At 71.8% G+C, this 12,342-nt stretch carries 11 protein-coding genes and 2 tRNA genes; 4 read left to right on the top strand and 9 right to left on the bottom strand.

Annotated features, from left to right (window positions below):
* Nucleotides 1–5: 5 nt before the first annotated feature.
* Nucleotides 6–653 (bottom strand): phosphatidylinositol phosphate synthase, encoded by a 648-nt coding sequence (pgsA, locus tag ACIPLC_RS26160; protein ID WP_400475455.1) that lies wholly within the window; start codon nt 651–653, stop codon nt 6–8.
* Between the two features lie 255 nt (nt 654–908).
* On the opposite strand from pgsA, the gene ACIPLC_RS26155 reads away from it, so the two are divergent.
* Complete coding sequence (locus ACIPLC_RS26155) at nt 909–2,957, top strand: elongation factor G-like protein EF-G2 (RefSeq protein WP_400475454.1); 2,049 nt, start codon at nt 909–911, stop codon at nt 2,955–2,957.
* A gap of 7 nt (nt 2,958–2,964) precedes the next feature.
* Here ACIPLC_RS26155 and ACIPLC_RS26150 read toward each other — a convergent pair whose 3' ends face one another.
* Nucleotides 2,965–3,372 (bottom strand): thiol-disulfide oxidoreductase DCC family protein, encoded by a 408-nt coding sequence (locus ACIPLC_RS26150; RefSeq protein WP_400475453.1) that lies wholly within the window; start codon nt 3,370–3,372, stop codon nt 2,965–2,967.
* 207 nt (nt 3,373–3,579) lie between these two features.
* Between ACIPLC_RS26150 and ACIPLC_RS26145 the strand changes: the two genes are divergently transcribed.
* Nucleotides 3,580–5,220, top strand: coding sequence for a hypothetical protein (locus ACIPLC_RS26145; RefSeq protein ID WP_400475452.1), 1,641 nt, complete (start codon nt 3,580–3,582; stop codon nt 5,218–5,220).
* Between the two features lie 67 nt (nt 5,221–5,287).
* Here the strand turns inward: ACIPLC_RS26145 and ACIPLC_RS26140 are convergent, their stop codons facing one another.
* The 4 genes from ACIPLC_RS26140 to ACIPLC_RS26125 form a co-directional block, all read right to left on the bottom strand.
* The gene (locus tag ACIPLC_RS26140) at nt 5,288–5,848 is read right to left on the bottom strand and encodes an HIT family protein (RefSeq protein WP_400475451.1); all 561 of its coding nucleotides are present in this window, start codon (nt 5,846–5,848) and stop codon (nt 5,288–5,290) included.
* Nucleotides 5,849–5,926: 78 nt separating this feature from the next.
* Nucleotides 5,927–7,906, bottom strand: a complete 1,980-nt coding sequence (gene thrS / locus ACIPLC_RS26135) for a threonine--tRNA ligase (RefSeq protein ID WP_400475450.1) — start codon at nt 7,904–7,906, stop codon at nt 5,927–5,929.
* 87 nt (nt 7,907–7,993) lie between these two features.
* The gene (locus tag ACIPLC_RS26130) at nt 7,994–9,181 is read right to left on the bottom strand and encodes a hypothetical protein (RefSeq protein WP_400475449.1); all 1,188 of its coding nucleotides are present in this window, start codon (nt 9,179–9,181) and stop codon (nt 7,994–7,996) included.
* Between the two features lie 44 nt (nt 9,182–9,225).
* On the bottom strand, nt 9,226–9,780 hold the full coding sequence (locus ACIPLC_RS26125; protein WP_400475448.1) for a DUF4365 domain-containing protein: 555 nt from the start codon (nt 9,778–9,780) through the stop codon (nt 9,226–9,228).
* Nucleotides 9,781–9,931: 151 nt separating this feature from the next.
* Between ACIPLC_RS26125 and ACIPLC_RS26120 the strand changes: the two genes are divergently transcribed.
* The gene (locus ACIPLC_RS26120) at nt 9,932–10,699 is read left to right on the top strand and encodes an exonuclease domain-containing protein (protein WP_400475447.1); all 768 of its coding nucleotides are present in this window, start codon (nt 9,932–9,934) and stop codon (nt 10,697–10,699) included.
* Between the two features lie 78 nt (nt 10,700–10,777).
* Here ACIPLC_RS26120 and ACIPLC_RS26115 read toward each other — a convergent pair.
* From ACIPLC_RS26115 to ACIPLC_RS26105, 3 genes are all read right to left on the bottom strand, one after another.
* Nucleotides 10,778–10,849 (bottom strand) — tRNA-Val (locus ACIPLC_RS26115).
* 210 nt (nt 10,850–11,059) lie between these two features.
* Nucleotides 11,060–11,131: transfer RNA gene (locus ACIPLC_RS26110), tRNA-Val, on the bottom strand.
* Between the two features lie 78 nt (nt 11,132–11,209).
* Nucleotides 11,210–11,680, bottom strand: a complete 471-nt coding sequence (locus ACIPLC_RS26105) for a TIGR02611 family protein (protein ID WP_400475446.1) — start codon at nt 11,678–11,680, stop codon at nt 11,210–11,212.
* Nucleotides 11,681–11,875: 195 nt separating this feature from the next.
* On the opposite strand from ACIPLC_RS26105, the gene ACIPLC_RS26100 reads away from it, so the two are divergent.
* Nucleotides 11,876–12,289 carry an SsgA family sporulation/cell division regulator gene (locus ACIPLC_RS26100; protein WP_030056266.1) on the top strand — a complete coding sequence of 138 codons (414 nt, stop codon included), beginning with the start codon at nt 11,876–11,878 and terminating at the stop codon, nt 12,287–12,289.
* Nucleotides 12,290–12,342 lie beyond the last annotated feature (53 nt).

Below are 12,342 nucleotides of genomic sequence, written 5' to 3'. Positions count from 1 at the left end.
CCCCATCAGCTCCCGGCCGCCGCTCGGTCGGCCTCGAACGCCTCCCGGCGCACGGTCAGCATGCGCTGGAACACCGTCACCAGGCTGCCCACGGCCACCAGCCACAGCGCCACCGGCAGCAGCCACTCCACGTACGGCACCCCGAACTTGTGCAGACCCGCGACCCCGGCCGCCACCAGGCTGGCCACCAGCCGCTCGGCCCGCTCCACCAGCCCCGACACGTCGCACGGCAGCCCCTGGCTCTGCGCCCGCGCCTTGGTGTACGACACGACCAGCCCGCTCGCCAGGCAGCAGATCGCCACCGCGCACAGCAGGTTGTCGTCGCCCTTGCCCGCGTACCACATCGCCAGACCACCGAAGATCGCCGCGTCCGCGACCCGATCCAGCGTGGAGTCCAGGAACGCCCCCCACTTGGTGCTCCGGCCCAGCTGGCGGGCCATGTTCCCGTCCACCAGGTCCGAGAAGATGAACAGCGTGATCGTGATGGTGCCCCAGAAGAACTCCCCGCGCGGGAAGAACACCAGCGCACCGGCCACCGAACCGGCCGTACCGATCAGCGTCACGGCGTCCGGGCTCACGCCCAGCCGGATCAGGAACGCGGCGAACGGGGTCAGAACACGTGTGAAGAAGGCACGCGCGTATTTGTTGAGCATGGCCTTCCCGACCGCTCCGATCTCCCTGGTACCCGCCTGGCGCAACACGCGCGGCAGACGACCGGACGGATCAGCCCGCCTGGCCCACCCATCGTAGCCAGGCCGGGGACACCCTCCGTCGCACGCACCGCCCGACGACACACCGACGACGTCGCACACACGGACGGTCACCACCCACCCGTACGACACGCGCCGCCGCAGCACCGGCACCTACACTTTCGAAGGACAGCCCCGGCGCGACGGGAGGAGACCCCGATGCCCGACCGCAGCACGGCACGAGCCGCCCAGGCACCCGCCGTCACCGGCCCCCGGGACCTGCGCAACGTCGTCCTCATCGGCTCCAGCGGTGTGGGCAAGACCACCCTCGCCGAATCCCTCGCCCTCGCCGCCGGTGCCACCGGCCGGGCCGGGCGCGTCACCGACGGCACCACCGTCTCCGACCACGAGGACATCGAGCACCAGCAGCAGCGCTCCGTCCAGCTCTCGCTGCTCCCGCTGGAATGGAAGGGCGTCAAGATCAACCTGATCGACCCGCCCGGCCACCCCGACTTCACCGCCGACCTGCGCGCCGCCCTGCACGCCGCCGACGCCGCCGTCTTCGTCGTCTCCGCCACCGACCCGGTCACCGCCCCCACCCGCGCACTCTGGCGCGAGTGCGCCGCCGAAGGCATCCCGCGCGCCATCGCCGTCGCCAAACTCGACCTCGCCCGCACCGGATTCGACGACATCCTCCGCGCCTGCCACGACGCCTTCGACCTGGGCCCCGACACCCTCCGCCCGCTCTTCCTGCCCGTCCTCCACGACGGCCGCCCCGACGGCAGCGTCGACCTGCTCACCGGCGACACCTACGGCCGGGCCGCCCCGCTGCCCGACACCGGCCCCGCCCACGACAGCCTCGTCGAAGCCATCTCCGGCCAGGACGACACCCTCATGGAGCGCTACCTCTCCGGCGACACCCTCGACACCGACGCCCTCGAAGCCGGCCTGCGCCGCGAAGTCCTCGGCTGCGCCCTCCACCCCGCCGTCCCCACCAGCGACAACGGCCTCGGCGCCACCGAACTCCTCGACCTCGTCGTCCACACCTTCCCCGACCCCACCGAACGCACCCGCCCCGGCCCCGACTGCGACCCCGACGCCCCGCTCGCCGCCCAGGTCGTCCGCGTCACCGGTGACACCTACGTCGGCCGGATCAGCCTGCTGCGCCTGTACGCCGGCACCCTGCGCCCCGACTCCCGCATCCACCTCACCGGCCCCGCCCACAGCGCCGTCCAGAACGGCGACGAACGCATCACCGCCCTCACCAGCCCCTTCGGCAAGCTCCAGCGGCCCGTCCCGCACGCCGTCGCCGGCGACCTCGTCTGCGCCGCCAAGCTCACCACCGCCCACCCCGGCGACACCGTCCACGACCCCGGCCACCCCGTCGACCTCGACGGCTGGAGCTTCCCCGAACCCCTGCTCCCGATCGCCGTCGAAGCCCACAGCAAGGCCGACGACGACAAGCTCTCCCAGGCCCTCGCCCGCCTCACCGCCGAGGACCCGGCACTACGCCTCGAACAGAACCCCGACACCCACCAGCTCGTCCTCTGGTGCACCGGCGAGGCCCACGCCGACGTCGTCCTCGACCGCCTGCGCACCCGGCACGGCGTCCACGTCGACACCGTCGAACCCAAGGTCGCCCTCCGCGAGACCTTCGGCACCGCCGCCGCCGGCCACGGCCGGCTCGTCAAGCAGTCCGGCGGCCACGGCCAGTACGCCATCTGCGACCTGGAGGTCGAACCCCTCCCGGCCGGCTCCGGCTTCGAGTTCCAGGAGCACGTCGTCGGCGGCGCCGTCCCCAGGCACTTCATCCCCTCCGTCGAGAAGGGCCTGCGCGCCCAGCTCGCCAAGGGCGTCGCCACCGGCCACCCGCTCGTCGACGTCCGGGTCACCCTCACCGACGGCAAGGCCCACTCCGTGGACTCCTCCGACGCGTCCTTCCAGGCCGCCGCCGCCCTCGCCCTGCGCGACGCCGCCGAACATGCCGTCATCCGGCTGCTCGAACCCGTCGCCGCCGTCACCGTCCTGCTGCCCGACGACTACCTCGGCGCCGTCCTCGGCGACCTCTCCGCCCGCCGCGGCCGCGTCCTCGGCACCGAGACCGGCGACCCCGGCCTGACCCTGCTGCGCGCCGAGGTCCCCGAACTCGAACTCGTCCGCTACCCGGTCGACCTGCGCTCGCTCACCCACGGCACCGCCGAGTTCTCCCGCGCCTACCTGCGCCACGAACCCATGCCGACCGCCCTGGCCAACCGCTACACCGACTGAGCACCCGCTACCGCTGCGGCAGCGCGCACGCCGCCGTACCCCCCGGCATCCGGTGCCGGTTGCGCGCCACCCAGCGGTACGCCAGGCCCGCCACCGGCCGCACCGGCGCCAGCGCCAGCACCGCCCCCAGGTACGCCCACGCGCCGCCCGAACGCATCAGCAGCCGCGCCACCGCCTGCGCTCCCCCGTACACCCGGCCCGCCGGCGTCACCCAGAGCACCTCGCGCTCCGCCCGCTCCGCGGTCACCTCGCCCCGCCCGCCCGCGCGCGCGTCCAGCGCCGCCAGGTCCGCGAACTGGAACGGCACCGCCTCCCAGCCCCCCGAGGCCAGCGTCTGCCGCGGATGGCGCTCCGCCCACCGCACGCAGGACGAACAGAACGAGCAGTCCCCGTCGAACACCAGCACCGGGTCCATCGCCTGGGCTCCCTTCCTCGCCGTCACCACCATCGTGCCCCACCCCGACGACCCGCCGCCGACCGGGTATCGACCAGCCCGAAGCTGGGCATCATGCCTCTCAAGCCCGGGCGCGGCCCGATCGTGACGGCACTTCAGACGATCATGCGCGCGGTGACACCACGGCACGATAACCTGCCGCTGACAAGGGGAGGAGGGGACGCCACCGTGACCACACTCGACATGACTCCGGGTGCGCAGATACCCCGGACCGACACCGGGCCGCAAACCGGAGTCACCCCGGCGCTCTCCTCGGTCGCGTACCGCGACGGCAAGATCGAGGACTTCGTCGGCAAGGTCACCACCGCGACCCACAAGAAGCCCCGGTTCAAGCTCTTCGAGGCCAACCTCGGCGAGGCGTTCAGCGCCGCCGTCATCTCCCGCACCGTCGGCGCCGGGCGCAAGCCGATCGTGCCCTCGTTCGGCACCGACACCCGCCAGATCGTGGAACACTGCCTGGCCGCACAGGAGTTGCGGGCCGCACGGGACCGCAAGCTCACCGTGGTCACCGTGCTCTTCGGCCTGCTCGCCCTGCCCGGCACCCTGATCTGGATCGGCGCGTTCTACCTGCGCATCTACCTCATGAAGGGCAAGGCCCTCCAGGACGAGCTCTACGGCAGCCTCGCCCTCCTGGCCGCGGCGGTGGTCTCCGTCCTGTTCCTCGTCAAACCCCCCGTCCACGGCCCGCTCGGCGTCTACCTGCGCGTCGCCATGATCCCGCCGATCATCGGCGGGATCCTCGCCCGGCGCATCGTGCTGCGCTCCACCAAGGAGCTCCGCGAGCGCTGGCTCGCCCTCGCCGAGGGCAGCTCCGTCGCCGCCACCGTCGCCAAGGCCGTCCCCCGCGACGACCTCGACAAGAAGGCCGTCGACCTGCGCGACAAGCTCGCCCGCATGGAGTCCGAGCAGGAGACCAACGTCCAGCACTACGCCGGCCCCAAGGGCATCCTCGGCGTCGGCAAGCGCTGGGGCGAATGGCGCCTGGTCGACGTGATGCGCCCCGCCGCGGGCCACTCCGACTTCCGCGCCTTCCACCCCTGGGACCTCGTCCGGAAGATCTCCTCGCACCTCAAGGGTCTCGCCGTCAGCGAGGTCGCCAACAGCGGGATGACCAACATCACGGTCAAGCAGTGGGCAGTCCTCGAAATCGGTGAGAACGCCGACGAGATCTCCCGCCCCGGCAACGCCGACATGGACGGCGACCGGATGCGCGACTTCGCCCTCCAGACCATCGCCGACAAGCAGACCTTCGCCGGCGGCGGGCCCCGGCACTACCTCGCCACCCAGTTCATCACCTTCGACGGCAAGCTGATCATCACCTTCACCGTCACCGTCACCCTGCTCGCCAACACCCTCACCGTCACCGTCGCCGGCTACGCGCTCGGCCCGGTCAACGGCGTCTTCTCCGACAAGCCCTCGCCCAAGGAGAAGACCGTCCAGAAGACCGGCAAGTTCTGGGAGGAGCGCACCGTCCAGCTCCCCCTGATCGACAACGACGAGGTGGTCCGCCAGGCCCTTCGTGCGCCGCTCACCCGCGCCCCCGGGCTGCTCTCCTGGCTCGGCGGCGGCCTGGGCCTGCCCGAGCCGTTCGGCTTCCGGCACGCCTGGGCGAGCCCGCCGTGGGGCAGCCGGTTCATGACCGACAACGCGCTCAACGCCTCCGTCCCGGTCCTCGGCGCCGTGCACGCCGCCACCCTGGAGTTCCTGGAGGAGCACGACCTGGACACCGACCGCTTCAAGAACCGCGCCTCGATCATCAAGTCCGAGGCCCAGGGCACCCGCCCGTACAAGGTCGACCAGTTCGAGTAACCCGCCCGCGCACGCCGGAGGGGCCCGCCACCGACTCAGCGGTGACGGGCCCCTCCGGCGTTCCCGCTCAGTCCTGCGGCCAGGCCTCGGCCAGCATCTTCCGGGTGTCCGCCAGCAGTTGCGGCAGCACCTTGGTGTGGCCGACCACCGGCATGAAGTTGGTGTCCCCGCCCCAGCGCGGCACCACGTGCTGGTGCAGGTGCGCCGCGATCCCGGCACCGGCCGCCGTGCCCTGGTTCATCCCGATGTTGAACCCGTGCGCCCCCGAGGCCGCCCGCAGCGCGGTCATCGCCCGCTTGGTGAAGTCGGCCAGCTCGGCCGTCTCCACCTCGTCCAGGTCGGTGTAGTCCGCCACGTGCCGGTACGGGACCACCATCAAGTGGCCGCCGTTGTACGGGTACAGGTTCAGCACCGCGAACACGGCACCGCCCCGGGCGATGACCAGCCCGTCCTCGTCGCTCAACGAGGGGATCGAGCAGAACGGACAACCGTCGTCCGGAGCCGGACCGGTGGGCTTGTTCTCACCCTGGATGTAGGCCATCCGATGGGGGGTCCACAGGCGGCGGAAGCCGTCCGGCTCCCCGACGCCCCGCTGCAGTTCCGGCTCAGTCGTCATGCTGATCAGCATATTCGCCCAACGCTGCTTGCAAAGCCGCGCGGGGCGGACTCATGAAGAGCCCGCCCCGCGCGTGGTGGTCCGACGACGTCACACCTGAATGCGGTTCTTCACCGCGTCCACGATCTCGGCGACGGCATCCGCCACCGGCACGCCGTTCTTCTGCTCTCCGTTGCGGTAGCGGAAGGACACCGCGCCCGCCTCGACGTCGTCGTTGCCGGCGATCAGCATGAACGGGACCTTGGTCTTCTGGGCGTTCCTGATCTTCTTCTGCATGCGGTCGTCCGAGGTGTCCACCTCGACCCGGATCCCGTGCTTCTTCAGCTCGGCCGCGACCTCCAGCAGGTACGGCACGTGCTCGTCGGTGATCGGGATGCCGGTCACGGTGACCGGGGCCAGCCACGGGGGCATGGCACCGGCGTAGTGCTCCAGCAGCACCGCGAAGAACCGCTCGATGCTGCCGAACAGCGCCCGGTGGATCATGACCGGCCGCTGACGCGAGCCGTCCGCCGCCGTGTACTCGAGATCGAAACGCTCGGGGAGGTTGAAGTCGAGCTGGATCGTCGACATCTGCCAGGTCCGACCGATCGCGTCCTTCGCCTGGACCGAGATCTTCGGGCCGTAGAAGGCCGCGCCACCCGGGTCCGGCACCAGCGGCAGGCCCTGCTTCTCGGCCACGCTGGCGAGGACGGCGGTGGCCTCCTCCCAGGTCTCGTCCGAGCCGACGTACTTCACCGGGTCCTTGGTCGACAGCTCCAGGTAGAAGTCGGTCAGACCGTAGTCGCGGAGCAGGTTGAGCACGAAGGTCAGCGTCGAGTCGAGCTCCTCCGCCATCTGCTCGCGGGTGCAGTAGATGTGCGCGTCGTCCTGGGTGAAGCCGCGGGCGCGGGTCAGGCCGTGCACCACGCCGGACTTCTCGTACCGGTACACCGTCCCGAACTCGAAGAGGCGCAGCGGCAGTTCACGGTACGAGCGGCCGCGCGCGTCGAAGATCAGGTTGTGCATCGGGCAGTTCATCGGCTTGAGGTAGTAGTCCACGCCCTCGTCGAGCTGCATGGGCGGGTACATACCGTCCGCGTACCAGTCGAGGTGGCCGCTCTTCTCGAAGAGCTTCCCCTTGGTGGCGTGCGGGGTGTAGACGAACTCGTAGCCCTCCTCCTCGTGCCGCTTGCGCGAGTAGTCCTCCATCGCCCGGCGGATGATGCCGCCCTTGGGGTGGAAGACGGCGAGGCCGGAGCCGATCTCCTCGGGGATGGAGAAGAGGTCGAGCTCGTTGCCGAGCTTGCGGTGGTCGCGCTTCTCGGCCTCGACCAGGAAGTCGAGGTGGGCCTTGAGCTCGTCCTTGGTGGGCCAGGCGGTCCCGTAGATGCGCTGCAGCATCGGGTTCTTCTCGCTGCCGCGCCAGTAGGCGGCCGCGTTGCGCATCAGCTTGAACGCCGGGATGTACCGGGTGCTGGGCAGGTGCGGGCCGCGGCAGAGGTCGCCCCAGCACTGCTCGCCGGTCTTGGCGTCCAGGTTGTCGTAGATGGTGAGCTCGCCGGCGCCGACCTCGACGTCGGCGCCCTCGCCGGCGGTGGCGGCGGAGCCCTTGAGGCCGATCAGCTCCAGCTTGTACGGCTCGGCGGCCAGCTCCTCGCGGGCGGACTCGTCGGTGACCACGCGGCGGGAGAACCTCTGCCCGCGCTTGATGATCTCCTGCATCCGCTTCTCGATGGCCTTGAGGTCATCGGGGTGGAAGGGCTTCTCGACGTCGAAGTCGTAGTAGAAGCCGTCCTTGACCGGCGGGCCGATGCCGAGCTTGGCCTCGGGGTAGAGCTGCTGCACGGCCTGCGCCATGACGTGCGCGGTGGAGTGGCGCAGGATGTCCAGGCCGTCCTTGCTGCCGATCGCGACCGGCTCGACCTCGTCGCCGTCCTGGACGGCGTACGCGAGGTCCTTGAGCTGGCCGCCGACGCGGGCGGCGATGATCGAGCGGTCGTCGGCGAAGAGCTCGGCGGCCGTAGTGCCCGTGGTCACCACGCGCTCTTCCCGATCGGGTTCGCGGTTGATGATTACCCGGACGTCCGTCACCGGTCTCTCCTGACGTGCTGGATTCAGAGGACGCAACACTGCGCTGCGCGTGACGATGGTACCGAGCGCGTCGACCCGGCCGCGCACCTACGCCCCCTCCCCCCCTTCCCCGAGGCCTCCGTCGAGCTCTTCCCCGAGTCCCTCGCCGAGGGACTTCAGCAGTCGCTCGCGGTCGGCGTCCTCCCAGCCGCACAGTTCCAGGCCCTGCGGCCGGGTGAGCCGGCGGAAGCCGCCGCGGCTCTCCAGCCGGCCGGCGACCCGGACCGGCAGGCCCGCGAGGTGGGCCTCGGCGGCGAGCCGGTAGTCGGGGTCGGGCAGGCGCAGCTTGAGTTCGCGGACCTCGGCGCCGCCGAGGACGCGCAGCCGTACCGAGCCCGGTCCGGCCGGATCGGCGCGCTTGAGCCGGACGACCACGCCGACGACGGTGACGGCGACGGCGGGTTCGATCCGCTCCAGCAGTTCGGCGGCCTCGGCCAAGGCGGGCAGGTCGCCGGGCGAGAAGTCGAGGACGACCCGGCGGTCCCCGAAGCCGCCCGGGGTCCCGGCGGCGACGGACCAGGCGACCGTCAGCCGGGCCGCCGTCGCGCCGCGGACCAGGTCCTCCACGGACTGGACGAGCTCCCGGCTGACTCCGGCCTGGACGGCGTTCTCGAACGCCTCGGGCCCCCCGCTGACCCGCCGGTAGTCGACGGCGTCGCGCAGTGCCTCCAGGGCGCGGACCAGGGTGGTGACGGCGGCCCGGCCCTCGGGCGCGGGGGTGTAGGCGGTGAGGGCGGCGCCCTGCTCGACGACCAGGACGCGGTCCAGGAAGTCCCCGGCGTGGGCGTCCAACCGGGCCCCGAAGTAGGCGGCCGTGGCCCGGCCGGCCTTGGCCCCGGCGGCGAGCATCGCCCGGGCCGCCCGCTGGAGCCGCTCGGCGTCGTCCCAGGTGGCGGCCTCGGCCGGGCCGGCCGGCTCCCGGTGCCAGCGCAGTTCGTCGCCGGGGACGGCGAGCGCCAGCAGGATGGCGCGGGCGGACGGGGTGGAGGAGCGGGACAGCGCGGTGACGGCGTCGGCGAGGAGGTCGACGGCGTCGTCGAAGCCGTCCCCGGCGGGGACGAGGACGCTGGTGCCGGACTCGTCGTCGGGCGGCGTCCAACGGCCGTAGCGGGCGGCGGGGCCGCCGCGCCGGACCCAGCCGTGCCGGGCGAGCAGGGTGGCGAGCACCGCCGGGTCGACGGCCGCGGGGTCGGGCAGGGCCTGGACCGGCTCGCCGGGTGCGTGCGGCGGTGTCATGGGTGCTGCTCCTCGCTGCCGGGGGCCGGGGTCGAGCCGGGCGGTCACGGGCTGCCACCCGCGCCGACCCGGGCCATGATGTCGCAGAGCGCGCGGTCGTCGAAGACCTTGCCGGTGGGCACCCGCACGTTGGTGCGCCGCTGCCCGGTGACCGGGTGGCCGGCCAGGTTGACCCAGTAGCAGCAGTGCCGCAGCTCCAGCGCGTCCGGGCGGGCGTGCAGCCAGCGGTCGACCCGCCGTGGCAGCAGCATCACGACCAGGATGCGCGGCACGGCGACCCGCGCCCGGGCGAGCTTGCGCAGGTGGTCGTTGTCGAGGGTGAAGCTGAAGAACGGCCCGGCCGGGTCGGGCGCGATCTGCTGGGTGGCCTTCAGTTGGATCTTGATGGTGACCTCGTCGTCCACCTCGTGCGCCCGGGAGCCGTGGCTGACCTGCCAGTCGATCCCGTTGTCCGGGAACGGCTGGGAGAGCGAGCAGCCGGCTGCGGCGGCGACCGCGTGCAGGTAGCCGACCTGCAGCGTCTCCATGCAGGCGGTGACCGCCAGGTTCCCCCGGAGAACGGCCGCCGCCTCCTCAGGCTGCGGCTGCGTCAGTGCCATCGCCCCGTGGCCTCCCCCTGCTCCGGGCCCGTCCGGATCGGAACGGCGGGCCCAAGGGCAGGATCCCCGGCCGGGCTTGCGCCAAACGGTTGAACAGGTGTCAGGACCGGGTATCAACCGGGCGCGCGGAACGCTCGCCTGAGGGGCAGTCATGCAGCAGCACTGGTACACCGGCCCACTCGCCTCCTTCGACACCGAGACCACCGGCGTGGACGTCGAGACCGATCGGATCGTCTCGGCCGCCCTGGTCGTCCAACTCGCCCCGGGTCGACCGGTGCAGACCACCACCTGGCTCGCCGATCCGGGCGTCCCGATCCCGGACGGCGCCCGGGCGGTGCACGGCATCACCGACGAGCACGCCCGGACGCACGGCCGCCCGGTCGGCGCGGTGGTCGCGGAGGTCACCCGCGCGCTGGCGGACCAGGCGCGGGCCGGGCGTCCGGTGGTGGTGATGAACGCGCCGTACGACCTGACGCTGCTGGACCGGGAGTTGCGCCGCCATCACGGGCTGACGCTAACCGGCGGGGTGGGCACGGCCGGGCTGGTGGTGCTGGATCCGCGGGTGCTGGACAAGCACGTGGACCGCTACCGCAAGGGCCGTCGGACGCTGACCGACCTGTGCGCGCACTACGGCGTGGAGTTGGCCGGGGCGCACGACGCGGCGGCGGACGCGACGGCGGCGCTGGCACTGACCCGGCGGATAGGTGCCCGCTACCCGGCGGCCCTGGGCGGGCTGACGGCGGCGGAGCTGCACCTGCGGCAGGCGGTCTGGCACGCGGCGCAGGCGCGGGGGCTGCAGAACTGGTTCGACCGGTCGGGGACACCGGAGCGGGTGGACCCGTCCTGGCCGCTGCGGCCGGCCCGCTGCGGCTGCGGCCGTCGACTGGAGCCCGAGCACGGCTGCGAGGCGGCGGCGTAGCGGCGGCCGACCGGTGCCGGCCCCGAACGCGCCGCAGGCCCTGACCGGTTTCCTGGTCAGGGCCTGCGTGCTGTCCGGTGGGCGATACTGGGATCGAACCAGTGACCCCTTCGGTGTGAACGAAGTGCTCTCCCGCTGAGCTAATCGCCCGGGCAACGAGAAGAACTGTAGCACCATTTGGCGGTCGTCGTACAACTCGTCTGTTCCGGGTACTGCTGGCGCATCCACAGAACTCGCACTCCATGCGGAAGATGACTGAGCCTCAGTCGCATTCCGGGCGGTTCTTCGGATGGATTCCGGAAATACACGTGAGGCCCAGCCGATAATCGGCTGGGCCTCACGTATCACAATGCATTCCGGTGGGCGATACTGGGATCGAACCAGTGACCCCTTCGGTGTGAACGAAGTGCTCTCCCGCTGAGCTAATCGCCCGGGTGCAGGGAAAACATTACCGCATCCCGGAGGGTGGTCCGAACACCCCCGTCACGGCGGCCCCCACCCCCGGGCCGCTCAGCTCTCGCCCGCCTTCCAGGGGACGACCAGGCCGTAGCAGGAGAAGTACCAGCCGCCGATCCCGACGACCGCGGCGAGGCCGATCGCGGTGACGGTGAGGTTGCGGCGGCGCACCCGCGGGTCCAGGGCGCGCTGGGCGGCCTCGGCGACCTTGCGGCGGCTCCAGCGCAGCGCCAGCTGGGCCCAGGCGAACTCGGTGGCCCAGACCCCCATGCCCAGGAAGATCACCACCCAGCCGGGGCCGGGCAGCGGCAGCATGATCACGCCGAGGACGACCACGGCGAGGCCGGCCAGGAAGATCGCCACCTGCCAGGTGAGGTGCAGCGGCCGCGAGCGGCGGACGAACGCCGGGGCGCGGGAGCCGACCGCCCGGCCGCCGTCGACGGTCGCGGAACCGGCCGTGTCATCCGGCGTGACCGCTTCACCCGATCCCGTGTTCTTGGCCGTCTTGTCGTTTCGCACAGTCATGCCAGGAAACTAACCAAGAAGCGGCCCGGTAATGCCCGACCGGGCCGTTCCGGGATGATTCCGCAATGCGCCGTAAGGGGTACGACTCGCGCCCGAATCGGGACAGAGGGGTTTACATCGGGCTTGGGGGTGGGATGGTCCGTTCGCCGACGTGCGATTCCCCGAGCGCACACTGAGCGAAAGGCCATGGCGCTTATGAACACCACGGTCAGCTGCGAGCTGCACCTGCGCCTCATCGTGTCCAGCGAGTCCTCACTGCCCGTCCCCGCGGGTCTGCGCTACGACACCGCCGACCCCTACGCCGTGCACGCCACGTTCCACACGGGCGCCGACGAGACCGTGGAGTGGGTGTTCGCCCGAGATCTCCTCGCGGAGGGGCTGCACCGACCGACCGGTACCGGCGACGTCCGGGTGTGGCCGTCCCGCAGCCACGGGCAAGGGGTGGTCTGCATCGCGCTGAGCTCTCCGGAAGGAGAAGCCCTGCTGGAAGCCCCGGCCCGGGCGCTTGAGTCTTTCCTCAAGCGGACGGACGCCGCGGTGCCACCCGGCACCGAACACCGCCACTTCGACCTTGACCGGGAGCTGTCCCACATCCTCGCTGAAAGCTGACCCCGCCCGGAGGCGGTCACGCCCCGCCATCGGCGGGGTGGTACCTCCTGCCG

Origin of the sequence: Kitasatospora sp. NPDC086801, assembly GCF_044745805.1 — a bacterium.
Classification (GTDB): Bacteria; Actinomycetota; Actinomycetes; order Streptomycetales; family Streptomycetaceae; genus Kitasatospora.
The sequence above is the reverse complement of the archived record's forward strand: the minus strand, read 5'-3'. Positions and strand labels throughout refer to the sequence as shown.